The sequence below is a fragment of the Actinokineospora enzanensis DSM 44649 genome, assembly GCF_000374445.1.
Lineage (GTDB): Bacteria > Actinomycetota > Actinomycetes > Mycobacteriales > Pseudonocardiaceae > Actinokineospora > Actinokineospora enzanensis.
Window position 1 is genome coordinate 56894 of the sequence record NZ_KB894427.1, and the last position, 25615, is coordinate 82508.

Annotated in this window: 22 protein-coding genes; 13 read left to right on the forward strand and 9 right to left on the reverse strand. The window is 70.0% G+C overall.

The features are described from left to right. Positions 1-82: 82 nt before the first annotated feature. From C503_RS0125340 to C503_RS48610, 4 genes are all read left to right on the forward strand, one after another. Positions 83-391: a hypothetical protein gene (locus tag C503_RS0125340; RefSeq protein WP_018685030.1), complete on the forward strand. Its 309-nt coding sequence runs from the start codon at positions 83-85 to the stop codon at positions 389-391. Between the two features lie 120 nt (positions 392-511). Next, positions 512-3184, forward strand: a complete 2673-nt coding sequence (locus C503_RS0125345; RefSeq protein WP_026316685.1) for an FtsK/SpoIIIE domain-containing protein — start codon at positions 512-514, stop codon at positions 3182-3184. Next, a complete protein-coding gene (locus C503_RS0125350; RefSeq protein WP_018685032.1) occupies positions 3181-3564 on the forward strand; it encodes a hypothetical protein in 384 nt (127 codons plus the stop codon). Before C503_RS0125345 ends, C503_RS0125350 begins: the two co-directional genes overlap by 4 nt. A 72-nt stretch (positions 3565-3636) precedes the next feature. Next, on the forward strand, positions 3637-5466 hold the full coding sequence (locus C503_RS48610; protein ID WP_026316686.1) for a serine/threonine-protein kinase: 1830 nt from the start codon (positions 3637-3639) through the stop codon (positions 5464-5466). Positions 5467-5515: 49 nt separating this feature from the next. On the opposite strand, the gene C503_RS0125360 is transcribed toward C503_RS48610, so the two are convergent. Beyond that, the gene (locus C503_RS0125360) at positions 5516-5713 is read right to left on the reverse strand and encodes a hypothetical protein (RefSeq protein ID WP_018685034.1); all 198 of its coding nucleotides are present in this window, start codon (positions 5711-5713) and stop codon (positions 5516-5518) included. A gap of 53 nt (positions 5714-5766) precedes the next feature. Between C503_RS0125360 and C503_RS0125365 the strand changes: the two genes are divergently transcribed. Further along, a complete protein-coding gene (locus C503_RS0125365; protein WP_156893465.1) occupies positions 5767-6261 on the forward strand; it encodes a hypothetical protein in 495 nt (164 codons plus the stop codon). Positions 6262-6794: 533 nt separating this feature from the next. Here the strand turns inward: C503_RS0125365 and C503_RS0125375 are convergent. Both C503_RS0125375 and C503_RS0125380 read right to left on the reverse strand, forming a co-directional pair. Further along, on the reverse strand, positions 6795-7193 hold the full coding sequence (locus C503_RS0125375; RefSeq protein ID WP_018685036.1) for a hypothetical protein: 399 nt from the start codon (positions 7191-7193) through the stop codon (positions 6795-6797). Positions 7194-7462: 269 nt separating this feature from the next. Further along, the gene (locus tag C503_RS0125380) at positions 7463-8287 is read right to left on the reverse strand and encodes a UbiA family prenyltransferase (RefSeq protein ID WP_018685037.1); all 825 of its coding nucleotides are present in this window, start codon (positions 8285-8287) and stop codon (positions 7463-7465) included. A 53-nt stretch (positions 8288-8340) separates the two neighbouring features. Between C503_RS0125380 and C503_RS0125385 the strand changes: the two genes are divergently transcribed. The 3 genes from C503_RS0125385 to C503_RS0125395 are packed head-to-tail and all read left to right on the forward strand — an operon-like array spanning position 8341 to position 11020. Continuing rightward, entirely contained in the window at positions 8341-9033 is a 693-nt protein-coding gene (locus C503_RS0125385; RefSeq protein ID WP_018685038.1) for a methyltransferase domain-containing protein, read from the forward strand. Then, positions 9021-10073: a type III polyketide synthase gene (locus C503_RS0125390; protein WP_018685039.1), complete on the forward strand. Its 1053-nt coding sequence runs from the start codon at positions 9021-9023 to the stop codon at positions 10071-10073. The genes C503_RS0125385 and C503_RS0125390 overlap by 13 nt, the downstream gene beginning before the upstream one ends. Further along, positions 10070-11020 (forward strand): magnesium transporter CorA family protein, encoded by a 951-nt coding sequence (locus C503_RS0125395; RefSeq protein WP_018685040.1) that lies wholly within the window; start codon positions 10070-10072, stop codon positions 11018-11020. Before C503_RS0125390 ends, C503_RS0125395 begins: the two co-directional genes overlap by 4 nt. A 58-nt stretch (positions 11021-11078) precedes the next feature. Here C503_RS0125395 and metH read toward each other — a convergent pair whose 3' ends face one another. Then, the gene (gene metH, locus C503_RS0125400) at positions 11079-14675 is read right to left on the reverse strand and encodes a methionine synthase (protein WP_018685041.1); all 3597 of its coding nucleotides are present in this window, start codon (positions 14673-14675) and stop codon (positions 11079-11081) included. Between the two features lie 349 nt (positions 14676-15024). Between metH and C503_RS0125405 the strand changes: the two genes are divergently transcribed. Beyond that, entirely contained in the window at positions 15025-15717 is a 693-nt protein-coding gene (locus tag C503_RS0125405; protein WP_018685042.1) for a DUF2750 domain-containing protein, read from the forward strand. Between the two features lie 419 nt (positions 15718-16136). Here C503_RS0125405 and C503_RS40815 read toward each other — a convergent pair whose 3' ends face one another. Continuing rightward, positions 16137-17537, reverse strand: a complete 1401-nt coding sequence (locus C503_RS40815) for a helix-turn-helix domain-containing protein (protein ID WP_245572582.1) — start codon at positions 17535-17537, stop codon at positions 16137-16139. A gap of 138 nt (positions 17538-17675) precedes the next feature. Between C503_RS40815 and C503_RS0125415 the strand changes: the two genes are divergently transcribed. Genes C503_RS0125415 through C503_RS44110 form a run of 3 tightly spaced genes read left to right on the forward strand, consistent with a single transcriptional unit; the run spans position 17676 to position 19428 of the window. Then, positions 17676-18269 (forward strand): hypothetical protein, encoded by a 594-nt coding sequence (locus tag C503_RS0125415; RefSeq protein ID WP_156893466.1) that lies wholly within the window; start codon positions 17676-17678, stop codon positions 18267-18269. Positions 18270-18295: 26 nt separating this feature from the next. Further along, positions 18296-18823, forward strand: coding sequence for a helix-turn-helix domain-containing protein (locus C503_RS43590; RefSeq protein ID WP_156893467.1), 528 nt, complete (start codon positions 18296-18298; stop codon positions 18821-18823). Then, positions 18820-19428 carry a hypothetical protein gene (locus C503_RS44110; RefSeq protein WP_084477312.1) on the forward strand — a complete coding sequence of 203 codons (609 nt, stop codon included), beginning with the start codon at positions 18820-18822 and terminating at the stop codon, positions 19426-19428. The genes C503_RS43590 and C503_RS44110 overlap by 4 nt, the downstream gene beginning before the upstream one ends. Positions 19429-19624: 196 nt before the next feature. Here C503_RS44110 and dinB read toward each other — a convergent pair whose 3' ends face one another. The 3 genes from dinB to C503_RS0125440 all read right to left on the reverse strand — a co-directional run bounded on the left by dinB (position 19625) and on the right by C503_RS0125440 (position 22126). After that, positions 19625-20842, reverse strand: coding sequence for a DNA polymerase IV (dinB, locus tag C503_RS0125430; RefSeq protein ID WP_018685047.1), 1218 nt, complete (start codon positions 20840-20842; stop codon positions 19625-19627). A gap of 187 nt (positions 20843-21029) precedes the next feature. Beyond that, on the reverse strand, positions 21030-21563 hold the full coding sequence (locus C503_RS0125435; RefSeq protein ID WP_018685048.1) for a snapalysin family zinc-dependent metalloprotease: 534 nt from the start codon (positions 21561-21563) through the stop codon (positions 21030-21032). Positions 21564-21757: 194 nt separating this feature from the next. Beyond that, positions 21758-22126: a winged helix-turn-helix transcriptional regulator gene (locus C503_RS0125440; RefSeq protein WP_018685049.1), complete on the reverse strand. Its 369-nt coding sequence runs from the start codon at positions 22124-22126 to the stop codon at positions 21758-21760. A gap of 39 nt (positions 22127-22165) precedes the next feature. Here C503_RS0125440 and C503_RS0125445 point away from each other — a divergent pair, with 39 nt between their 5' ends. Further along, positions 22166-22831 carry an NADPH-dependent F420 reductase gene (locus C503_RS0125445; protein ID WP_425393535.1) on the forward strand — a complete coding sequence of 222 codons (666 nt, stop codon included), beginning with the start codon at positions 22166-22168 and terminating at the stop codon, positions 22829-22831. Positions 22832-22961: 130 nt separating this feature from the next. Here the strand turns inward: C503_RS0125445 and C503_RS0125450 are convergent, their stop codons facing one another. Next, the gene (locus tag C503_RS0125450; protein ID WP_018685051.1) at positions 22962-25376 is read right to left on the reverse strand and encodes a chitinase C-terminal domain-containing protein; all 2415 of its coding nucleotides are present in this window, start codon (positions 25374-25376) and stop codon (positions 22962-22964) included. Positions 25377-25615: the final 239 nt, after the last annotated feature.

Below are 25615 nucleotides of genomic sequence, written 5' to 3' on the forward strand. Positions count from 1 at the left end.
CGTCGGGGCGCCGGACACGATCGGAGTAGCCCGGCGAACCCGGTGCGGCCGACGGAGATCATCCGCACTAGCCTGTTCAGGTATGGCGGGTGTGGAGGAGATCCGTTCCTGGATCGCGGTGGCCACCGAGAAGGCGCACGCGGGGGTCGCGGCCATCGCGCAGGCGTCCCTGCAGCTCGACGAGGCGCGCGGCGCGTTGGCGGCCGCCTCCACCGCCGCGTCGGCCGCGGCGGCGGGTTCCGGCCCCGCGGCGGCCGCGGCGAGCGCCGGGCTGGCCGACGTGGAGCGGTCGGCGGGTCTGCTCGGCGAGGCGGTGCGGGCGCTGGCCGACGCACAGCACGTGGTCCAGGCGGGCATCACCTCCGTCGAGGGTTACGCGGCCCGGCTTTGACCCCCGTGGCACCGGCAGGCGCGCGGGCGGCGCGCCGGACTCCGGAGCGCGCCCACCCGCACTGGTCGGCACCGTCGTTCGCGTCGTCGGAACAGGGACAGCACAGGTCGGGTGAGCACGTTGGGTAAGCGGGAACGCCGGGAGCGCGCCGAGGAGGCGCTGCGCAGGCTGCGCACCACGCTGAACCAGGCGCTGGGCGCGGCCGCGGGCACGCGGGAGGCGGCCGAGTCGGCCAAGCGGCGGCTGGAGTTCGAGCGCCGGGTGCACGGCGTCGGGTTCGTCGCCGCCGCGCGTGACCAGGACATCGCCGAGCTGCGCGCGGATCCGGAGCTGGCCGAGGTGTGGGCGCGGCTGGCGGCCGAGCGCGCGGACAGCTACGCCGAGTGGCGGGCGGCCGGGCTGGACCCGGTGCGCGCGCTGGTGGCGAACGAGACGCCCGGCCCGTCGGGTCGGCCCTGGTCGGAGTGGCTGGGTCGGGTGGGCACCGATCCCGGGGTTAGCTCGCCGCGGCTGTGGCGGGTGGGCACGGCGCGGGTCGAGGAGGCCGATCCTGGCGACGAGTTCCCGCTGGCGGTGCCGCTGCTGGACCACGCGAACCTGCGGCTGAACTCGGTGCCGGAGAGCAGACCGGCCGTCGAGTCCATTGTGGAGACTCTGCTGCTGCGGCTGCTGAGCACGTTCACCCCCGGCCTGCTGCGGGTACACCTGTGGGACATCGGGCATCTGATCAACCCGCTGCCCAACCTGCAGGCGTTCAGCGACAACGGGCTGATGGCGGTGCACGACGCGACCCGGCTGGACAGCCTGCTGGCCGCGCTGGCCCTGCACATCCGCAAGGTGCACGCCAAGCTGCGCCGGGAGGGCGTGGCCACGCTGCGCGAGGGGTCGCGGCTCGCCGGGCACCGGCTGGAGCCGTGGCGGGTGGCGGTGCTGTTCGGCAACGGCGAGCGGCTCGACGACGAGCTGTGGCGGGAGCTGAACCGGGTGGCGCGCACCGGGCCGGAGGCGGGCGTGCACCTGATCCTGGTGGACATGCCGGTGTCGGCGAGCGGGCCGATGGAGACGATCACGTTCACCGGCGCGGAGACCGCGACCGCCAGCGTGACCGGGGTGGGCATCGAGGTGCGGCCGGACCCGCCGCTGCCCGCCGCCCGGGTCTCCCGCGCGGCCGGGATGGTCGGCACCGAGGCCAAGGCGATGCGCGGCCGGGAGCGCTCCTTCACCGACCTGCTGCCCGCCCGGCTGGGCACCGGCAGCTCGCGCGACGAGCTGCGCACGGTGATCGGGTTCGACGAGGGCGACCCGATCGACCTGGTGCTCGGCGACGCCACTCCGCATGCGCTGGTGGCGGGCCCGAGCGGGTCGGGCAAGACGAACTTCCTCTACGCCCTGCTCGGCGGCCTGGCCGCGCGGTACCCGCCGAGCGAGCTGGAGCTGTACCTGCTGGACTTCAAGGAGGGCGTGTCGTTCGCCGGGCTGACCCCGGGCCGCAAGGACGAGAGCTGGCTGCCGCAGGCGCGGCTGGTGGGCGTGAACGTCAACACCGACCGGGAGTTCGGGCTGGCGCTGCTGCGGTTCCTGGCCCGCGAGCTGGCCCGGCGCGCGGAGGCGGCCAAGCGGCAGGAGGTCACCAAGCTGGCGGAGCTGCGCGAGGCCGAGCCGGACGTGCCGTGGCCGCGGATCGTGGCGGTGATCGACGAGTTCCAGGCGCTGTTCAACGCCCGCGACCAGATCACCCAGCAGGCCGCGTCGCTGCTGGAGGACGTGGCGCGGCGGGGGCGCTCGCAGGGCATCCACCTGGTGCTGGCCAGCCAGGACATCGCCGGGATCGAGGCGTTCTGGGGCAAGCCCGCGGTCTACGACCAGTGCACGCTGCGCATCGCCATGCCGAAGGCGAAGCGGGTGCTCACCGACAACAATTTCGCCCCGCTGGACCTGCCGCGGTGGCACGCGGTGGTCAACCACGAGTCCGGGGTACCGCACGGCAACGAGATCGCGCACGTGCCGGACGCGTCCAGCCGGGGCACGTTCGACGTCCTGCAACGGGAGCTCTACGAGCGGCTGCGGCCGACCGTGCAGCCGCGGCTGTTCGACGGCGGGCGCAGACCCGAGTTGGCCGGGGCGGCCGCCTACCGGGCGGGACAGGGACCGTTGCTCGGCCAGGTGATCGCGGTGGCGGACAGCGCGGCGACGTTCCGGGTGGCGCCGGTGCCGGGCCGGAACCTGGCCGTGCTGGGCACCGCCCAGGAGGACGCTCTGTCCGTTATGGACAGTGCGGCGCTGTCGCTCGGCAGGCTGGTCCGGCCCGGCGAGGTCGAGTTCTCGCTGTGGTGTCCGGTGCAGACGCTGGAGCCGCACGTCAAGACCGTGGCCGACGCGTTGACGCGGATCGGACACCGGGTCGACACGGAGTTCACCGCGGAGAAGGTCCAGCTGACCGAGGGGCCGCGGTTCGTGTTCTTCTACGCAGTGGACGCGGCCGGACTGGACTCGGCCGGAGTGGACCGGCTGCGGGCACTGCTCAAGCACGGCCCGGCCCAGCACGTGCACACGTTCGGCTGGTGGCGCGGGGTGAGCAGGCTCAAGGAGACGCTGGGCTTCGGCGGCGCGGACGACGTGGGCGCATGGGTGGCCCTGGACGTGCAGGGCGCGGAGCTGAACACGCTCTCGGCCGGGCAGCTGGTGGACTGGTCGCCGCGACCGCACCGGGCGATCCACTTCGACCGGTCCACGCACAGCCGACCGGACGTGCTGATCCCGTTCGACACCGCGAGCGCGCTGGAGGACCGGTGACCGAGGACACCATCCCGCTGGGCGAGCCGGACCCGCTCGCCCAGTACCGGGAGCTGCTCGACCTGGCCAGGCACGCCGCGCGCAGGCACGCCGACCGGGAGCGCAAGCGGGCGGTCGATCTGGTCGGCGAGATCTCCGCGGCCGACCGGGCCATCGCCAAGGCCAGGGAGGAGGAGAAGCAGATCCGGGCCGAGGTGATCGCCTGGTGGCGGCGGGTGGCGGCGACGAGCGCGAACGTGTCGTGGCTGCCCGCGTTCCCCGAGCCCAAACCGGACCTCTCGGCGCGACCGGAGCAGCTGGGCGAGTACCTGGGCGACATCGAACCGGCGACCAAGGCGTTCCAGTCCGCGCTGCGGCGCACCAGCTGGCTCAAGCGCTGACCCGTTCACCAGTGCGAACGGGCCGCCGGATCGGCGGTCGACCACTCCGGACCGGTTGCTAGCGTGTGCGCGGTGTCGGAGAGAGAACAGACCGGTCGCGTGGTGGACGGCCGGTTCGAGCTGCTGCAGCGGCTGGGCAGTGGTGGCATGGGCACCGTGTGGCGCGCCAGGGACATCGGCCTGCACCGCGAGGTGGCCATCAAGGAGGTGCGGCCGACCGACGCCGCGCTCTACGAGAACAACCCGGCGCTGGCCGCACAGCAGCGGGAACGGGTGCTCCGCGAGTCCCGCGCGCTGGCCAGGCTGCAGCACCCGAACGTCGTCTCGATCTACCAGATCATCGAGTCGCCCGACTCGCCGTACCCGTGGATCGTCATGGAGCTGGTCCAGGGCATGTCCCTGGACACCCGGCTGCAGCACGGCACGCTGACCCCGCCGGAGGCGGCCAGGGTCGGCCGCGGCGTGCTCGCCGCCCTGCGCGCGGCGCACGCGGCCGGGGTGATGCACCGCGACGTGAAACCCGGCAACGTGCTGCTGCGGCACGACGGCAGCGCCGTGCTCACCGACTTCGGCATCGCCGCCCTGCACGACTCCGGCCAGCTCACCGCCACCGGCGAGGTGATCGGCTCGCCGGAGTACATCGCGCCGGAGCGGCTGCACGGGGACGAGACCAAGACCGCCTCGGACTTCTGGTCGCTGGCGATGCTGCTGTACGTGGCGGTCGAGGGGTATCACCCGCTGCGGCGCGCCACCACGATGGCGACGTTGGCGGCGGTGATGACCGAACCGGTCCCACCGCCGCGTCGGGCGGGCGCGCTCGGGCAGGCACTGGCGGCGGTGCTGGTGGCGGATCCGATGGCACGGCCGTCGGGTGAGGTGTTCGACCGGATGCTGGCGGCGGCCGAGCACGGCGGCGGGGTGCCGTTCGGGCAGGCCGGTCCGGGGTTCGCGGCGCCGGGGACGCCGAGCGGGCCGCTTCCGGCGCAGGGCACGCCCAGTGGCGCGTTCCCGGCACAGAACCCGCCCAGTGGGTCGTTCGCGGCGCAGAGCCCGCCGAGTGGGTCGTTTCCTGCTCAGGGGTTCCCGGCGCAGGGCACGCCCAGCGGGGGTTTTCCGGCGAGGACGACCGCGGCCTGGCAGTATCCCAATTCCCAGACGCCCGACTCAGGGCCGCGGCCGGTTGCCGCGCCTGGGCGCAAGCGCACGGGGGCCATTGTGTTCTCGTTGACCGCGGTGTTGGGGATTCTTGCGTTGACGATCGTGCTCGTTCGTGTGCTCGGGTCGTCGGATAACGCGGTGGGGCCCGGGGACGGGGGTGGATCGGAATCCACTTCCCAGCACTCGACCGGTCAGGCTCGGACGGATACGCCTCAGCCGAACACGACCAAACCCCAAGCGACCCAGCCTCAGGCGACCCAGCCGAATGTCACGAGCGCGGCGCCGCCGACCGCCGACGCGCCGACGGACTTGCGCACCCCCGCGGGTGGGCGCGCCCTGGTCGGCGCGTTGAGTCCGGTGATGGGCGGTTCCAAGGTGTCGGAGCTGTACATCTACGAGGACTACGCGCGGGCGACGGCCCCGGTCGCGACGGTGAAGAACGGGTTCGACAACTTCGAGTATCGGGATGGGGCCGCTACCCGGGAGGGGGCGGACGGAGTGGATTCCGATCGGGCGGTGTTGGATCTCAACAAGGTGAACTGGGATGCACTGCCCGGGTTGTGGGACAAGGCGAACAAGGAGTTGGGCGTGCCCGCTCCCACCATGCGGTATATCATCATCGACACCGACATCATTGACGGGTCCGCTTCGATGAGACTTTATGTGAATGATGATTATGGGGCTACCTACCTGGAGGCCGACCTTTCCGGGAAGGTTCAGCGCATGTACAAGCGCGATAAGTAGTCCGCCTACTGGGGAATCTCGCTCTGTGCGCGACCGGTTGGGCCGGTGGTCAGGTCGTGGGGTGGCGCAGGGTTCCGGTGAACGGGCTGTGACCGGACAGGGTCACCGTGCAGACGAAGGCGCGGACCGCCGTGCCGGGAGTGCCGTTCTCGAACTGCCAGAGGTAGCCCGGGTGGTAGCGGCGATCGAGGTCGCCGACCCACGCTTCGGCGGCGGGGCCGCAGAGTTCGCTGCTGAGCGTGTTCATCTGGCCGATGGGTCGGGGTGTTCGGGAAGCTCGACGTCAGGTCGCGGAGGAGGGTGACCTCCTCGGTGTGCGGGCCGGTGCACGGGACGACCGTGATCGGGTCCAGGTTGGTGTTCGTGGCCAGGCAGGATCCCGGTTTCAGCGTGGCGAAGACGTCGGCCTTGGTGGCGTCGGGACCGGACCGAGGGGCTGCGGGGGCGGGGGTCCAGGGCTGCCGGGTGGCGGGCGGGACCTTGGTGCGGGTGGTGGGTTCAGGCTCCGCCACCCCGGGATCGGCTGCCGCCGGGTCGACCGCGGCGGGGTCGGCGTTCCGCACGGACGGTGTGGGCTTGATGGTCGTGGTGGTCGAGCTGCCCGCCACGGGTGTCTTACTGCCGCCGGTGGGGTACAGCCACGCGACCAGGGCGACGGCGGCGGTCACGGCGAGTAGGACGAAGACGACGTTTCTGGCGTTGTGGTCGGCGGGACGGGGTGCGACGGGCGCCGGGAGTTCCGGGGGTGTCCACGTGCGCCACGGCATGGGACTGTGCTGTGGCGTCGTGTGGTAGCGGCGGGTGTCGGACTCGGTGCGCTTCGCGTCATCGACCCAGGCCTCGTCGAAGGAGGGCCCGTCGTTCTCGTTCGCCCCAGGGTGTTCCATGGCCGAGACGGTAGGTGCGCCGGTGTGTCCACAATGGTATCGGGAGCGACTGGTCCGCTGATCGTCGTCCGGCGTTCAACCGCAGGTCAGGCGGGGCGGCGGAGGGCGCCCGGGGAGATGCCGAAGGTGCGTTTGACGGCCCGGCAGAAGGCGGCCGCGGAGCGGTAGCCGAAGCGGTGCCCGACTCTGCGAGGAGATCGTGGCCGCCGCCCAGATCGCCGCCGCACTCGGCCTATCCCCCCGCGATCTCGCCGACTTCTGCCGCACCGCGAACCGGAACGCGTGACCCGATCGACCGCGTGATCCGCCAAGGCCCCGCTTCCGGCCCAGGGATCCGGAAGCGGGGCACCACAGGCCCGCGAATCGACCGGGAGCATCGGGGTCGCGGGCCCTCCACACGCCGCGCCGCGCGGGGTCAGTGCAGCGGCAGCGGCCAATTCGTCATCGCGGCAGAGAAAGAATCCCAGGCAACAGATCGGACAGCGAAATCGAATCCCGATCCACAACCACGTCAACCACGTCCAACAACGCCGGAACCACCGTGGCCGCCACCGCCACCGGCAGATCGCCTGCCGTCTGCGTGAACGCCTCCGTGTTGGCCAACAGATGCAGCGCATCCGGACTATCCGTGATCTCCCGCAGGTCATCGAACACCGGCGGCAGATCGGCCAGCACCGCCTGAACCTGCACGGGCTCGGTAGCGGCAGCCAACTGATCGGACAGCGCGGCGAGACGCTCGGCGGGATCCGCGTCCGCCGCGGTCGCGCTGGTGACGGTCAGGCCCACGGCAGCCAGGGCGGCCAGACCCACAGCCAGGGTGCGCGACAGAGGGGTGTGCATCAGGGGAAAGCCCTTCCTGGTCGGGTCGCGAGGTGCTCGGGCTGCCCCAAGAGCTAGCAGCGACGACGCCCCGTGACCAATCGCGCACCTTGTGTGATTAAGCAAGCAGATACCTCTCACCGACCCACCCGCCCCGCGCGCACCGGGGAGCGAACCCCGGGCGGTGGGGGTCCGCGGCCGGGGAAGCACTGGATGTACGCCTCGGGATAGCGCGATCGGTGGCAGGCTCGTCGAACGGGTGAAATCCGGCGGGTCACCCGGCCGGGGGTTCACCGAATGGAGATCACCAGCACCGCCGCGTCCAGCAGGGCCACGCCCAGCATCGCGTGGAACGCCGCGCGCGAGCCGGGGCGACGGCCACGCACCAGTCCCACGGTCGTGACCGCGGTGGCCACCCCGAGCGCCACCAGGCCCAGGAGCCGTGCATCACCGGGAAGCCCGAACACGAGTGTGGCGGAGGCGGCCAGGACGAGCAGCGCGGCCGCAGTGCGAGAGGCGGCGGCGCCCAAGCGGTGCGGGAGGCCGAGAACACCGGTCGCGCGGTCGTCGGCGAAGTCCGGGAGGGTGTTGGCGAAATGGGCGGCGCAGCCCAGCAGCGACGCGGTCGCGGTCAGCCACCACGGCGGCCAGTAGGGGTCGGGCAGGGCGAGCGTGACGAACGCCGTCAACAGTCCGAACGAGAGGGCATAAGGGACGATCGAGAACACCGTCGCCTTCACCCGCAGGTCATACGCCCACGCGGACAACAACGCCACAATGTGCGCGAGCCCCGCGAAAAGGCAGGCAAACAAGGACAAAGCGACCGCGAGCACAGCGGAAACCCAGAACGACATCCGCACCACGGCGACCGATACCTGTCCTGTCGCAACAGGTTTGTCCGCGCGACCGACGGCAGCGTCCCGCGCAGCGTCGACGACATCGTTGAGCCACCCCACCGACAGCTGCCCGGCGAACACCGCGGCCGCCACCAGTACCACGCGCCACGCGTTCTGCCCCAGCCCCACGGACAACGCGGCCGTGGCGAGCGTGACCGCGACGGCGGGTTCCGGATGGGCGGCGCGCAGCAGTGGGAGTCGCGTGGGCGGTGCAGTCATCGAACGCCAGGGTATGTCAAGCGGCGTCCCGTCGGGTGTGTCAGCCTCGGACGGTGACCGCGCTCTACGACGACCTCGCCGGGCACTGGTGGCGACCGCGTGGGGCGTTCGCGATGCTGCGCTGGCTCGCCGCCGCGCGCGCCGAACTGGTCCCGACCGCGACAAGACCGGGGGCGGTGCTCGTGGACCTGGGTTGCGGCGGTGGTCTGCTGGCGCCGCACATAGCGAGCAAAGGGTACGCACACATAGGGATCGACCTGTCGCACACCGGACCGCGAGTGGCAGCCGAACACGGTGTCACGGCGATACGCGGGGACGTGCTGGCCGTGCCGCTGCGCACGGGATGCGCGGACGTGGTGGTGGCCGGGGAGATCCTTGAACACGTGCCGGACCTGCCGCGCGCGGTCGCGGAGGCGTGCAGGCTGTTACGGCCGGGCGGTCTGCTGGTGCTCGACACCCTGGCGGACACCGCGCTGTGCCGGTTCCTGGCGATCACCGTGGCGGAACGGCTGCCGTCGGTCCCCCGGGGCGTGCACGACCCGGCCCTGCTGGTCGACCGGGCGGTGTTGGTGCGCGAGTGTGCTAAGCAGGGAGTGGGTTTGCGGTTGCGGGGTATCCGACCGTCGTCGGTCGGTCTGGCCGGGTGGGCACTGGGCTCGGTCCGGCCGGTGCGGATGATGCCCGTGCCGACGACCGCCGTGCTGTTCCAGGGCGTTGGCGTGAAGGAGGCCGGATGGCGGTCGTGACCGGGATCGGTGCCGCGCTGCCCCGGTCGTACGACCAGGACGTGCTGTGGGAACGCGGTTTCCGCGCGCACTTCCGCGACCGCGGCCTGGCCCGCCGGGTGTTCGCCAACTGCGGCGTGCGGTCGCGGCACGCGGTGGTGGACCCGACGGCGGAGGGCGTGGCCGGGTGGTCGACCGGGCGTCGGATGGCCCGCTATGCCGAGGAGGCCCCGCCACTGGCCCGCGCCGCCCTGCGCGACGCACTCGCCGAGTCCGGTTTGTCCCCAGCCGACCTGGGCCTGCTGGCGGTGGTGTCGTGCACCGGCTACACCACGCCCGGCCTGGACATCGGGCTGGCCGCGGACCTGGGACTGGCGGCGGACGCGCGACGGATCGTGATCGGCCACATGGGCTGCTACGCCGCGCTCCCCGGGCTGGGCGCGGTGGCCGACTTCGTGGACGCACGCGGCCTGCCCGCCGCGCTGGTGTGCGTGGAACTGACGTCGTTGCACGTCCAGCCGCCGGACGACGACCCGGAGCAGGTGGTGGCGCACGCGCTGTTCGGGGACGCGGCGGCCGCCGTGGTGGTGGCCCCGTCCGCGTCGGTGGCCCCGGTGACCCCGGCGGTGCCGGGGTGGGAGGTGCTGGACGTCGCCGCGCACACCGAGCCGGACGCGGCGGCCATGATGACCTGGCGGATCACCGACCACGGCTTCCGCATGGGCCTGTCCGCGCGGGTGCCGGACGTGCTGGCGGCGACCGTGCGGCCGGTGGTGGACAAGCTGTTGGCCCGGCACGGGGCGGTGATCGAGGACGTGGCGGGCTGGGCGGTGCACCCGGGCGGGCCGCGCATCCTGGACACGGTGGGGACCGGGTTGGGCCTGCCCGAGCGGGCCCTGGCAGCATCGCGGGCGGTGCTCGCCGAGCGGGGCAACTGCTCGTCGGCGACGGTGGTGCTGGTGCTGCGCGAACTGGACGTGCGGCCGGAAGACCTGGCGGTGGCGATGGCGTTCGGACCCGGACTGACCCTGTACACGACCCTGCTGCGGCGGACGGCATGACCACCACCCGCCTCTACCGCGCGGGTCGCCTGTCCGAAGAGGACTTCCCACTGTCCGAACTGGGCGAACGACTGTCCGAACCGGACACCGTGGCCTGGGTGGACATCGCGGACGACTCGGACCTGGCGATGGTCGGCGCGGAGCTGGGGCTGCACGAGCTGGCGCTGGAGGACGCGCGGCAGCGGGGGCAACGGCCGAAGATCGACCACTACAGGTCCCACCAGTTCCTGTCGATCTACGGTGCTTCGCTGTCCGAGGACGGTTCGCTGTCGGTCCGCGAGCTGTCGGTGTTCGTGACGGCCCGCGCCCTGGTCACGGTGCACGACGGCTACGACATGACCCAGGTGGCCCGCCGGTGGGACGAGTCGGTGCTGGAGTGCGACCGGGTGGGCGTGCTGCTGCACGGGCTGATCGACGTCGTGGTGGACGGCCACCTGCAGGCGGCGTCCGCATTGGACGAACTGACCGAGGACCTGGAGGGCGTGGTCTTCGAGGACCGCCCCAACGTCCGGGAACTGCAACAGAACACCGTCCGCGTGCGACGGTCGTTGTCATCGTTGCGGCGGGTGGTGTTGCCGATGCGGGACATCATGACGGAGCTCCCCCGCGACACCCACCTGATCGACGCCCGGTTGCAGCCCTACTTCGCCGACATCCGCGACCACGTGACGCACGCGGCCGAGTGGACGGAGTCGTTGCGCGACCACGTGACGGCGCTGCGGGAGACCCAGCTCAACATCCAGAGCAACCGGCTCAACCTGATCATGAAGAAGGTCACCGGCTGGGCCGCCATCATCGCCATCCCGACCGCCATCACCGGCTTCTACGGCCAGAACGTCCCCTACCCCGGCACCGGCGAGCCCTGGGGCTTCTGGGTGTCGACGGCCGTCATGGTGGTCGCGTCGTGCGCCCTCTACCTGATGTTCAAACGGAAGGACTGGCTTTGAGGCTGACCGAGGCGGGGAGCCCGGTCCGACAGCAGGCCGGACACCCCGCCCCGGGACGTCACTGGGGGTCGTAGGCCAGGTTGGGGCGCAGCCAGCGCTCCACTTCGGCTACCTCCATGCCGCGCCGCTCCGCGTAGTCGGTGATCTGGTCGCGGCCAAGGCGGCCGACGGTGAAGTACCGCGAGCCGGGGTGGGCGAAGATCAGGCCGCTGACGCTGGCCGCCGGGGTCATCGCGAAGGACTCGGTGAGGCCCATGCCCAGGTCGGTGGCGCCCAGCAGGTCGAAGAGGGTCTGCTTCTCGCTGTGGTCGGGGCTGGCCGGGTAGCCCAGGGCGGGGCGGATGCCGCGGAAGCGTTCCGCGTGCAGGTCCTCGATGGCCGGGTCCGCGTCCGGTTCGAACCAGTCGCGGCGGGCGTGCAGGTGGATCCACTCGGCGAAGGCCTCGGCGAGGCGGTCGGCGATGGCCTTGACCATGATGGCCTTGTAGTCGTCGTTCACGGCCTCGTACTCGGCGGCCAGTTCGTCGGCGCCGTGCACGGTCACCGCGAAGCCGCCCAGGTGGTCGCCGGACGGGGCGACGTAGTCGGCCAGGCAGCGGTTCGGGCGGCCGGTGGGCTTCTCGGTCTGCTGGCGCAGCATCGGGAAACCGGTCTCGCCCAGCACGATGTCGTCGCCGTCGGAGTGCGCGGGCCAGTAGCCGTAGGCGCCCCGGAAGGTGAAGCGGGAGCCGATCTCGTCGAGCATCGTGTTGGCGTCGTCGAACAGCTCGCGGGCGACCGGCTGGTCGAGGATGGCCGGGTACTTGCCCTTGAGCTCCCAGGCCAGGAACAGGAACTGCCAGTCGATCATCGCGCGCAGCTCGGCCAGCGTCGGGCTGACCACGCGCACGCCGGTGAACGCGGGGACCGGCAGGTCGGTGAAATCGACGACCTCGCGGTTGGCGCGCGCGGCGGCCAGGTCGAGCAGCGGGCGAGCGTGCCTGCTCTCGTGCTGCTCGCGCAGCACGTCCTGGTCGGCCCGGTTGCGCGTGTCCAGCGCGTCGGCGCGGGTGGGGTCCATCAGGTCCGACACCACGCCGACCACCCGGGACGCGTCGAGCACGTGCACCGTGGTGCCGTCGTAGGCCGGGGCGATGCGCACGGCGGTGTGCTGGCGGGACGTGGTGGCGCCGCCGATGAGGACCGGGAGCTTCAGGCCGCGGCGCTGCATCTCGCCCGCCACCGACACCATCTCGTCCAGCGACGGCGTGATCAGGCCGGACAGGCCGACCACGTCGGCGCCCTCGGCGACCGCGGTGTCCAGGATGACCGAGGCGGGCACCATCACGCCCAGGTCGATGACCTCGTAGTTGTTGCAGCCCAGGACCACGCCGACGATGTTCTTGCCGATGTCGTGCACGTCGCCCTTGACCGTGGCCAGCACGACCTTGCCCTGCCCGCGCCTGGTGTCGACGCGGCCCTCCAGCCGGGCCTTCTCCTTCTCCGCCTCCATGTACGGCTCCAGGTAGGCCACCGAGCGCTTCATCACGCGCGCGCTCTTGACCACCTGCGGGAGGAACATCTTGCCCGCGCCGAACAGGTCGCCGACGATCTTCATGCCGTCCATCAGCGGGCCCTCGATCACCTCAAGCGGCCGCGGCAGCGCCTGCCTGGCCTCCTCGGTGTCGGCCTCGATGTAGTCGACGATGCCGTGCACCAGCGCGTGCGAGAGCCGCTCGGCGACCGGGGCCTCGCGCCAGGACAGGTCGACCACCCGCTTGGTCTTCGAGCCCTTGACCGTCTCGGCGTACTCCACCAGCCGGTCGGTGGCGTCCTCGCGCCGGTCGAACAGCACGTCCTCGACCAGTTCCAGCAGCTCGGCCGGGATGTCCTGGTAGACGGCGAGCTGGCCCGCGTTGACGATGCCCATGTCCAGGCCCGCGCGCACGGCGTGGAACAGGAACGCCGAGTGCATGGCCTCGCGCACGGTGTCGTTGCCGCGGAAGGAGAACGACAGGTTGGAGATGCCGCCGCTGGTGCGCACGCCGGGGCAGCGCTGCTTGATCAGCGGCAGCGCGTCGATGAACGCCTTGGCGTAGCCGTTGTGCTCGGCGATGCCGGTGGCCACCGCGAGCACGTTCGGGTCGAAGATGATGTCCTCGGGCGGGAAGCCCAGCTTCAGCGTGAGCAGGTCGTAGGCGCGGGCGCAGATCTCCACCTTGCGCTCGACCGTGTCTGCCTGGCCCTTCTCGTCGAAGGCCATCACGACCACGCCCGCGCCGTAGTCGCGGACCTTGCCTGCGTGGTCGAGGAACTGCTCCTCGCCCTCCTTGAGGCTGATCGAGTTGACCACGCCCTTGCCCTGCACGCACTTGAGCCCGGCCTCCAGCACGCTCCACCGCGAGCTGTCCACCATGATCGGCAGCCGGGCCACCTCGGGCTCGGTGGCGACCAGGTTCAGGAACGTGGTCATCGCCCGCTCGCTGTCGAGCAGGTCGGCGTCCATGTTGACGTCGAGCAGGTTGGCCCCACCGCGCACCTGGTGCAGCGCCACGTCCACCGCGGCCTGGTGGTCGTCGGCCTCGATGAGCTTGCGGAACTTGGCCGAACCGGTGACGTTGGTGCGCTCGCCGATCATGACGAACCCGGTGTCCGGGCCGATGGCGAACGGCTCCAGCCCGCTGAACCGGGTCGCCGGGGCGGGGGTGGGCACCCGGCGCGGCTCCAGACCGCCGACCGCCTCGGCGATGCTGCGGATGTGCGGCGGGGTGGTGCCGCAGCAGCCGCCGACGATGTTGACCATGCCGGACTCGGTGAACTCGGCGAGCAGCGCGCCGGTCTCGGCCGGGGTCTGGTCGTAGCCGCCGAACGCGTTGGGCAGGCCCGCGTTGGGGTGGCTGGCGGTGTAGACGCCCGCGAGCTGGGACAGCTCGGCCACGTGCGGACGCATCTCGGTCGCGCCAAGCGAGCAGTTGACGCCCACGACCAGCGGGTTCGCGTGCTCGATGGACCGCCAGAACGCCTCGACGGTCTGTCCGGAGAGGGTCCGGCCGCTGAGGTCGACGATGGTCACCGAGATCCACAGCGGCAGCTCGGGGGCGACCTCGCGGGCCGCGGCGATGGCCGCCTTGGCGTTGAGCGTGTCGAACACGGTCTCGATCAGCAGCAGGTCGACACCGCCCTCGGCGAGTGCCTCGATCTGGTTCGCGTAGGAGGCCTTGACCTGGTCGAACGTGACCGTCCGGTAGGCCGGATCCTCGACCCGCGGGGACAGCGACAGGGTCACGTTGAGCGGGCCGACCGAGCCCGCCACCCAGCCGCCGACCTCGTCCGCGGCCTGCCGGGCCAGCTGGGCGCCACGCAGGTTCATCTCGGCGGCGTACGCCTCCAGGCCGTAGTCGGCCTGGGCGATGGTGGTGGCGGTGAAGGTGTTGGTGCTGGTGATGTGCGCGCCCGCGGCCAGGTACTGGCGGTGCACGTCGAGGATGACGTCCGGGCGGGTGAGGTTGAGCAGGTCGGGGTCGCCCGTCACGTCCCGGGGATGGTCGCGGAACCGATCGCCGCGGTAGTCCTCCGGGGTGAGCGAGGCGGCCTGCAGCATCGTCCCCCAGGCGCCGTCGAGCACGGCCACGCGCTGGTCGAGCAGCTGTCGGAGACCGTCGATACGAGCGGACACGCACACCTCCGTTGATCCCGGAGGCGCCCTTTGCGGTGAGTGGAGCGAGCCGAGCGTGGCGGGTCTCGGGACCCGTTGCAGCGCCTCTCGGCCTCGGCACTCCACCCTACCGGATGCCCTCCGGCCGGACGCCATGTTCCACCCTGCTGGATCACCCGTTGGTGGTAACCCGGCCTGGACCCGACAAGCCTTGTGGTCCAACGGAAAACGACCTCCGCGGCCGTCCACGACGGAGCCGCCTCGACCGGCGTTCGAGCGCCCCTCGACCGCCCGTGACCCACGTCACCGCGAGGTGGTCGGATGATGGCTCGTTAGGCTGCCGCACAACATCGCTTGGGGGGTGGGCACCATGACTACGGAATTCCCGCTGTCGGACGAGGAAGCACTGTCGGACGAGGAGGTACAGCGCGTCTGGGCAGCCGACAGCACCGCGCGACGCGACCACTTCTTCACGACCGTCGCGACGACCGGGATCGTGTGGGCGTGGGACGAGGGCTACGGCGGACTGGAACGGGACGACCTGGACCACGCCCTGGTCCCGTTGTGGCCGCACCGCCGCCTGGCCGAGATGTCGGCGGCGGCGATGGGCCACGACCCCGGCCCGGTCACCCCGATCGCGCTGGACGAGGTACTGGACGACCTGCTGGAGTGGTACCACGAGGAGGGCCACGAGATCGCGGTCCTCCCGACCGACGGGACCTTCACGGCCATCCTGTCCCTGGAACGGTTCCGGACGGAGGTGTTCGAGGCCCGGCTGCGCGCGGCGGGCTTGGCCGAGACCGAGTCCCGGATCCGTCGGGACGAGTTCCACGCGGACCAACGCCACCGGGCCTCCCGGCGACTGGACTGGAGCACGGACGACCGCCGCGACCTGGTGGCACGCCTGGCAGACGTCGAATGCTCGGACAAGTTCCTGGTGACCGAGGAGTGGGCATCGGCGCGCGGCACGGGGTGGCCCCGGGCGGCCCGGTCCCTGACCGTCCTGGGCATCACCTGCGACTGTGAAGCCAGGGACTACTTTTCGGCATCAGTCGGGCAGTAACGGCCTGTCGTCACCGGAACAGTCCAAGGGGCGGGGCGGATGGCCTCACCCGTGGGGAGCGGGGGGTGGTCGCTCTGTCCACAGTGTGACTAATGGGACGCGCGTCACGCTATGCGTGGATGCCTACGCCAAGCTATTGCGCAGCTAAATGCCCGCGCTGGCGGTCATAAGGAAGGCGATATTGCGGCGAGTGGCCGGGCGGCAGACACCACCGGGGCCAGCGGACACGATCACGTCAAAGGTGTGCATTGGTCCACTACCGACCGGATGTCCACCACACCCGCGCGCGGCCACGGCAGCACCACCACCACGTCCGGAGGAGCCTGTACATATGTGCGAACACGTACCACGCCCAGGTGATACCACGCCCCCCACCCATCCGGGTGGAAGCGTGACGTGACAAACCGGTGGCCAGCGGGTTACGTACTGGTGGTGCCAGCCAGCGACGCCACCAGGTCCCGCGCGCCGGAGTGGCGCGGGTAGAGCTTGGCGGCCTGCACGATCCACGCCTGGCGGTCGGTCAAGCGTGACGAACGGACAGCCGATGCAGCGGCAACCGCCGTGTTGGCCGCTTCCACTCCAGCGTCAGGGCCGCCAACACGCAGCGTGGCCGCCGCAATAGCCAAACCATCGCTAGCGCGTGCTCGCGCGTTTGTTTCCGGCCGAGCGTCGCGAGAGGCTGTGGCGTGTTGCAGCGCGAGCTCGCCAAACGACCGATCCCGCGACGACAATGCGGTGTAAGCCATCCCCGCAATGCCGTCGATTTCGGACTGCTTCATGAACACCAAACAATTCGGAGCATCTCCGCGGTCGCGCCCCAATTCAGCCGATGCTCGCGCGAGTAGCGATTTCACATGCTGTGGTTTACCCATTTCGCCATAGGCCCACGCGGAATTGAGGTGCAGGAGAGCAAGTGCATGCGGACTATCGGCGTCTTGGGCGGCGGCCTGACCCAACTGCCACATTTTCAGCGCCGCGTCGGGATCGTTCTCATGCAGGAAGACACGGCCGAGACGGTACAAAATCGTCGCTGCCAAGTCGGGTTGTTCCGCGTCCTTGGCGATCGCCAACCCGGTACCAAGGTAGCGCTTGGCCGACGCGTGGTCCCCAGTGTCGAAGCTCGTCCAACCCGCGACGCTGTAGAGGTCGGCGTGCGCGACCTGAATGCGTCGTTTCACCTCATCGGTGGCGGGAGCTCCGGCCAGCGTCGCAGCCCAGCCCAGGTATCCGGCCGTGGCCGCCCGCACTGCGCCCCCGCCGGCCTGGCCGTCCTGCGCCCGCAGAGAACGCACGGCGTTCTCCAAGGCCTCGGCATCGGAGTTGCCGACCTTACCCGGGAGCGCGGCCGTGGTTGGCGAGCCTGCCACGGCCACAAGGCGTTCTCGATCTGCGTCCGACAGGCCTCCCACGATCGCGGCCTGGGCTACCAACGCGATAAATGCCCGTCGCTGCATAGCGGCGTCTCCTTCCCAAGGTTCCCGGTCGCCGTGAAGCGCCACGTCGCCGGGCATATCGATCTTTAGCGGGTCAGACCCCGGTGCGTAGGCCAGCCCCATCAGCCCACGGGGGATGCCCAACCCCTCGGCGATCCGCTCCAGCACCACATAGGCCTGCACCAGGTGGCGGCCGTTCATGATCCGCGACACCTCCGGTTGGGCGTGACCAGTCAGGGCGGCGATCCGCTTCTGCGCTACCCCCGCCCGCTTGAGCAGCTGAAACACCGTGCCGATGTCATGCGCGGCCAGGGCGGCCCGCATCTCTGGGGCACTCCAGAGTTCCGGGTCAACCGGGGCCCTGGGGTCATCGTCACCGACGTTCACCTGTCTACCTCCGGGTGCTGCCTGGCGCGTCCCGTCCCACCGTAGCTGACCGATAGCGCACTGTGACCCATTCGGAGCGGGCTGGCGTTCCCCGGCGGGGTTTATGTGCCAACTACATATCCACGGCACATAAACGGCATGGCGGTAGCCAATGCTCAACGGCATAGAGCTTTCCGCGAGCGCGCATCCCATACCGGGGACAGCCTGACCACGGCGCGCGGCGGCGTGGCCCTGGCGGCCCAGCTATCCCAGCAACCTTCCGCGAAATCCACGCCGGTCGCGCGCCACCCGAACCCGAACGGGGAGGACCACATGGCCAAGCCGACCACCACCGACGACGCGCTGGGGGCGCTGATGCCGAACCTGTGCTTGCGCGAGCTGCGGCACCGCCGATGGCGCATCCAGCTGTTCGGTGACCGGGCCCGGCCGCTGGCCCTGGGCGCTACCCGCTGCCGGCGGGGCGTCGTGGATGTCGGGGTCATCTGGAGCGCGGCGGCCGCCCTGGCCTACCGCACTCCCCAGCTCGACGGCCACGACCCGTTCCGGCCCGACTGGGTCGCCGACGACCACGGCGGCCCCGCCGGGTGGGTTCTGCGGTGGCTGATGACCCTGCCCCCACCCGACCCGGAACGCACGGTTCTGCGGTCGGTTCGCTCTGCCTACGCCATCCCCCATGGCATCACCAGCACGATTTTTCCCGCCACATCAACAGAAAAGCGCTCACCACGATGACACAATCTACAATGGACTGGGGGGCGGTGAGTCGCGCCGTGCGCGTCCGCTCCGCGCAGTTTGGGTGGAAGGCCAAAGACCTCGCACACTACTCCGGCCTTTCGCTGAGCACTGTCCGATCCATCCAACGACACGACGCCACGCGCCCCCGCTGCCGCCAAACCCTGCGCGCGCTGTCGACCGCCTTGGGTTTTCAGCCTGAGCACCTTCTCCTGATCGCGCGTGGCACTACCTCGGAAGAACGGCGCCGCGCCGAGAAAGAATCGATCCTGGTCCGACTAGGAATCATCGACTGCCGCCTACAGGAGTTCGTCGACAAAGTTGTCACGCGGCGGCCATGGTCGCTCCCCTTCCTGTCCGGACGTTTGAGCGACCTCACAGTCATCGTCGAACGCATCTCCACGGCGCTTGACAGCAACGACAGCGAGGACCTCAACACTCCAGAAATACACATTGCCGTCGCCGATTTGCAGGTCACCGCAGAACACATCCTGGAATGTGTGCATTGGCTCCAGGACAACCCGCTTACTCCCACGGCCGAGGAACCCACGTGAATATCACCGGAAACGTTATCGGCCGCCATGTTCCCTACATTGCGAGTTGGAGCAGCGAGACCGAAGCACCCAAACCAAAGGTCATCCCACGCAGCCGGGGAATCGGGTTCGCCGACGAAACCATGACCGACCGAGACACACGTGGCATTCTCTGGGCCCGTACCCCGTCCACCCCCGGGCACGGCAAGCCGATGTTCGCGGCCGTTCACTCCCTGCGGCAACGACGCGCGATGCGCCGGTTGCTGTGTCAGGTGTGCGGCGGCCCCGCCGACCGCAACGCCAACGGAGTGTTGTGGATGCTGCGGGACTTCCGCGCCGACTGGCCGGACTGGCCCGCCGGGATGGGGGTCACCGAGCCCCCGATCTGTCGGGCCTGCGCGGAGCACTCCGCGCGTGTCTGTCCAGCGCTGCGGCGAGGGTACGCGCTGGTCCGAGTCGCCGACTGTACTGTGATCGGGGTACACGGCATCACCTACAACCCCCGCCACAGCGAGAAATCCGAAGCGGGGATACGCGAGTTCACCGACTACCGCCTGCCCTGGACCGTGGCCTACACCCTGGTGCGCGAACTACGAGACACCACCATCGAAGAACCCGGCGCCTAGGAAACATCTGACGGGGCCTGTTGTCTCACGCTGAGACAGCAGGCCCCTTTCGTTCGCGGCTACAAGGCTACAAGCCTTCTCTCGCCCTCCGATCAATAACTTCCGTCCGAGCGCGCCCAGCTCCGGCCAAGAAGACGCTCGCTCACAGCCGAGGCAAGGGCCCGCACTAGCCGTCTTTCACGTGCAGGCGACAGGTCTACCGCCTGCCGGTAGAGCGCATCACAGTTCCAGCAACAATCTTCACGAGCGGCGCGTGGCCCAGCAACGTCGCCCGCGTGACCGAGGCCGTGCCGAACCGGGTCCGGACGGCGTCGAGCGTGGTGTCCAATGTCGAGAGATCCGGACCGGCGAACGGGAGCTCCATCTGATGCGGACCACTATTATCCAAATTGGACAGTGAGAGCCCGAGCAGGGTGAGCCCCCGGTCCAGGATCAACGGCAGCGCGGCGGCGAGCAGTGTTCTGGCAGTGGCCAGGAGAACCTCGGTACTCGTGGTCGGCCGAGGCACGGTCAGCGACCGCGTCGCCCTGGTGTAGTCGGCGAACCGCAGCCTGAGCGTGACCGTCCGACAGGTCCGCTCGGCCTGCCGAAGACGCCTCGCCAACCGATCGACCAGCTCGGCGGCAACGACATCCAGCTCACCCGGCGTCCGACGCCGGGACCCGAGAGCCCGTTGCGCACCGATGGACCGCCGACGCCGTCCCACCTGCACCGGCCGGGGATCACGGTTGTGCGCGAGGGCGTGGATGTGCCGTGCCGCCGCAGGCCCCAGAAACGAGACCAGCTCCCGCACGTCGAACCCGGCGACCTGCCCGACCGTGCGGATCCCGTGCGAACGCAGCTTGGCCGAGGTCACCTTGCCCACCCCCCACAGCCGTTCGATGGGGAGCGGATGGAGGAAGTCCAGCTCACGCTCATGCGGGACGACCAGCAGCCCGTCCGGCTTGGCCACCCCACTGGCCACCTTGGCCAGGAACTTCGTCCGAGCCACCCCCACGGTGATCGGCAACCCCACCCGGTCCGCCACCGCCCGACGAAGCCCGGCGGCGATCACGGCGGGCGTGCCCGCGATCGCGCGCAGCCCGCCGACGTCCAGGAACGCCTCGTCGATGGACACCCCCTCCACCAGCGGCGTCGTATCCCGGAAGACCTCGAACACCGCCTTGGACGCGGCGGAGTAGGCGGACATCCGCGGCTGGACGACGATCGCCTCCGGACAGAGCGCCCGAGCCTGCCGCCCGTTCATCGCGGTCCGAACCCCCCGCGCCCTGGCCTCGTAGCTGGCGGCAAGCACCACTCCCGCACCGACGATCACCGGCCGCCCGCGCAACGCAGGGTCGTCCCGCTGCTCGACCGACGCATAGAACGCGTCCAGGTCGGCATGCAGGATCGGCCCCTCGCTCAGCACGAACACATGTTCGCATGAATCCGGCAGAAGTCCAGGTCAGCACCGGTGACGACGCGTACCGCGACAAGCACGCCGGGTACCAGGAACCCGCAGGCGACCGGCCTCCACGCACAGCCGACACCCCGGCCGAAATCCCCCGCACACAGAACCGCCCCGGCGAGGATGGGCTCGCCGGGGCAGTCCACACAGGCCGTCAGCCCGCGTACACCCGAGTCTCCGAAACCGACTCACGCGCCAGGAACCCGCCTGCGAACAGCTGGTTCACCCGCCCGGCCTCCTGCGAGTTCGGGTACGGGTTCCGACACGAGGTACCGGCACTACCACCGGACATCAGATACGAGCACACCCCGTTGTAGTTGTCCGGCAACCCGAGCCCGTGCCCCATCTCATGCGCCACGATCCGCAGCGCGTCGTTCCCGGCGGCCACGTCCCGGGTGTCGATGTAGATCGTCGCGCACCCCAACCCGCACGGATACGCACGCGACCCGCCACCGGTGGTGGCAGCGATCCGAATGGTCGCACTGCCCCCACGCACGAGACGCAGGTTCGGAACCCGGGAGTTCCAGATCTGGGCGGCCTGATCGGCCTGGGCGCTGTACGACGAAGCGCTGTAGTACACGGTCCGGGCCAGTGCCTGGGGAGCGGCCTCGGCCACGGCGGTACCCGCCAGGCCGAGCGTTAAAGCGGCCCCCAGCACAAGGGCCCGCGTGAAGCGACGCAGGGTCATGAGTACTCCTCGGTCCACAGGGAGAGCGCCGACGGGACATCGGCAGGCCGAGTCTAGAAACCACGATCACACACAGATATAGCCTGACCACATAACGCGACCTTATTACCTGGGTCACACAGCCATACTCGCTGGTGACGGCACCGGCCCCACTCTCGACATACCGGCCAAGTGGGGATTTCCCAGACAAAGCGTCACTCCTCCGGATCCCCCTGCGCCGCGAGCAGCTCATGGCCGTGCTCGGTCACCCAGTCCCCCAGCGCGCGCATCGGTCCAGCCACCAGGCTCTTGCCCAGGGCCGTCAGCGCGTACTCGACCCGGGGCGGCGCGGCCGGGTACTCGGCACGGCCCACCAGGCCGTTCCGCACGAGCCTGCGGAGCGACTCGGTGAGGGCCTTGTCGCTGACGCCGCCGATGTCGGCGCGCAGGTCGACGCGGCGGCGGGCGCCCACGCCCAGGGCGAGGAGGACCACCGGGTCCCACCGGTGGGCGAGCAGGTCGGTGGCCGCGCGCAGGGGGCAGTCCGCGACAAGCTCGTCGCGGGCCCTTCGGTATCCGAGCACACGACCATTGTGGCGCCGGATGTGCGCACCGTTCGGTGCGTGTCGGGATCCCTATCGTCGGAGGTCCGGACGGACACAGGAGGAACGAAGATGCGGATCGGCATCCTGGGGACCGGCATGGTCGCCACGGCGCTCGGGTCGGCGTGGGCGCGGGCCGGGCACGAGGTCGTCGTCGGTGGGCGGTCACCGGAGAAGGCGCGGGCGCTCGCCGCGGAATGGGGCGCGCGGGCGGCGACACCGCGCGAGGTGGCCGTGGAGAGCGACGCCGTGCTGTTGGCGGTGTTGTGGGACGGGGTGGACGACATGCTGCGTCTGGCGGGCGCCGCCGAGGGCACCTTGTCGGGCAAGCCGTTGATGGACGCGACGAACGCGGTCGACCACGGCATCGGCGTGCTGCACCGCGCGAACGCCGAGCACGTCGCGGAGACCGCCATCGGGGCGCAGGTGGTGAAAGCGTTCCACCTCTATCCCGCCGAGCAGTGGAACGGTGACACCAGCGGTGTCGTCGTCCCGCTCAGCGGTGACGACGAAGGCGCGCTGGCGGTCGTCTCGGGTCTGGTGCGCGACACCGGGGCCGAGCCATGGCACTTCGGGAAGCTCGACAGCGCAAGGCAACTGGAGGAGGTCGCGGGCTTCGTGATCCGGCTGTTCTTCGCCGGTGCCGACCCGCGCGCCGCCATCCCGGGCCGTTCCCGGCGCGGATAGCCGTTGCACACGAAGAGAACCGGCCCCCGGACGAGAAGTCCGGGGACCGGTTCGAGTGGACCGCGGGGCGGCCGCCGGGCCGGGTACACCGACGGCCGCTCCGCGTGGCTTACCTCAACTCATCTCGACTTCAGCAGGCCCCGAGGTCCTGCCACACGCCCCACTGGCCGCTCTTGTCGGGCTGGTCGCCCTGCGTCCACCATTTGGCCTTGTACTGGTGTCCGTTGTAGGACACCGTCTGGCCACCGGTGTAGACCTTCGCCGCGTCCCAGGCCGCCGCGGCACACGTCGGCGGCTTGGTGGTGGTGGTGGTGGTCGTCGTGGTCGTGCTCGACGTCGGCGGGGTCGTGGTGGTCGTCGACGTCGGCGGGGTGCCGGTCGTCGTGGTGGTCGTGGTCGTCGTCGTGGACGTCGGCGGGGTGCCGCCGGTGCCGTGCAGGTACTCCTGCGCCGCCGTGTAGGACTTGCCGCCGAAGGTGATCGTGATGTTCGACGGGGTCGTGATCGGCAGGTAGTAGGACAGCTGCACCTGGGCGCTCTGGCCGGGGGCCAGGGTCTGGTACGAGGGCAGCTTCAGGGAGAACCGGTGCAGGTCGCCCTTGAGGCCGCCGACGTTGTTGCCCGTGTGCCCGGTGGAGACCACCGACAGACTCCAGCCGGACTGCTGCGCGATGGTCGGCGGGGCCGAGGTGCCGTAGTCGAACTGGATCTCGGTGCCGCCGGGCAGCGTCTGGGTGGAGCTGTTGGTGATCGTCGCCTTCGGCGTGATCGGGTAGTTGGCGTCGCCGACCGGGAAGCCGCCGAGGCTGAGCTTCACGTCCAGCGTGTCCTTCGGCATGGAGATCTTCGCCTTGGCCGCGCCGTAGGGGGTCGCCGCCTTGAACTTGTCGTAGAGCAGGCTGGTCAGCGTGTTGCCCATGCCCCATTGCTGCTTGGCGGTGTCATAGGCGTAGTCGCCTGCCAGCTCCCAGATCATGACGCCGCCGATGCCGCGGTCCATGACGTACTGGGCCTTGGTGCCGATCGACTGCTCGTTCTCCGTGGAGAGGAACACCTTCTTCTGCGCGTTCCACAGCCACGGGGCGACCAGGGTCGAGTCGTACTGCGGCGTGTAGGTGCCGGTGACGCGGTCGGTCGGGTCGTTGGCCGGGTCGAGCCCGTAGGACTCGGCGTAGTCGCCGATCTTGCCGTCCTGCAGGTTCTTCGCGTGCCACAACGGGTTCGAGCCGGACGCGACCTCGTCACCCGCGGCACCCAGGTCGTGCCAGAGGTTGTCGGCGCCGATCGCGCCGTTGCCGCAGGGGACCTTGGAGCCGACCGTGCCACCCGTGCCCGCCGGACACTTCGTCTGGTCCGGCAGGGCCGCTTGACCCCACAGACCGTTCGACGCGCCGCCGGAGACGTCCTTCCAACCGCGGGTGTAGTACGGGATGCCGATGTTGATCCGGCCCGCACCCATCGCGCCGCGGAAGTAGTGGTACGCCCAGTCGGTGTTCAGATAGCCGAGCTGGCCGTACTGCTGGGTGGTGTAGTACTGCCAGAAGTTCAGCTCCGCGTCCTTGCCGTCGTCGTAGAGGGCGGCGTTCGGACCGACGAAGTTGTTCCAGGCACCGTGCAGGTCGTACGTCATCATGTTGACGTAGTCCAGGTACTGGGTGATCTGGTAGGTCTCCATGCCGCGGAGCATGTAGCCGGACGACGGCGCGGCCACGGTGAGCATGTAGTACTTGTTGTCCGCGGTGCTGGCGGCGTCCAGCTTCTCGCGCAGCGTCTTCATCAGGGTGACGAAGTTGGCCATCAGCTTGGCGCGCCGCGGGTTGGAGAAGTTGAAGTCGTCCGGGTTGCCGGAGTTGTTCATCGACGTGGCGTACTCGTAGTCGATGTCCACGCCGTTGAACCCGTACTTGCGGATGAAGTCGACCGCCGAGTCGGCGAAGGTGTTGATCTTCGCCGGGGTGTCGGTCATGGTGTAGAAGCCGCCGTCGGCCACCCGCTTGCCGTCCGCGCCGAGGTAGCCGCCGGTCTCCGCCCAGCCGCCGACCGAGATCAGCGTCTTGACGTTCGGGTGCAGCTTCTTGAACTTGTTGAGCAGGTTGAACTCGCCCTTGTACGGGAAGGACGGGTCCATCTCCGCGCCGGGGACGCCCGGCCACTCCTCGCCGATCGAGGGGTTGTCCGGGGTCTGGTCGCCGACCGAGACCTTGCCCTGGCCGTCGAGGTGCGCGAACGCGTAGTTGATGTGGGTGATCTTGTCCCACGGGATGTTGTTGGCCAGGTACGCGGGGGTGCCGTTCTTCCCGTCGCGCCAGCTGGTGAAGTAGCCGATGACGCGGCGCGGATGGTCCGCGCCCATCTTCTCGCGGCCGTCGGTGTCGTAGGCGAGGCAGTAGGGAACCGCGAGGTTCCCGGTGGTGGCCAAGCCGTCCGGTCGACATTCGGACTGGTCGGCGGCCTGGGCGACGGTACTGCCGGTGGCGGCCACCGCCACGGTGATACCGGAGAGCAGAGCCAGCAAGAACAGCAGGGGAAGGCTCTTTCTGACCACGCTTCACCTCCTGGGGACACTTGGTGCAGGGTTGCAGGGATTCTGGTGATCGTAATTGGTCTAAACCAGCCAACTCAACCGGTCTAGACCAATTTTTCCTTCCCAGTCTCACTGGTTCTTTGTCACCGATCATCCGACGATCAGGTGAACCGGCGACAACTACCGTCCTTATTGGACTATTCCCAGGCCGGTGCCGGGTGGGCGGTTCGGGGTGTCGATCCCATTTTCCCAACCGCTCC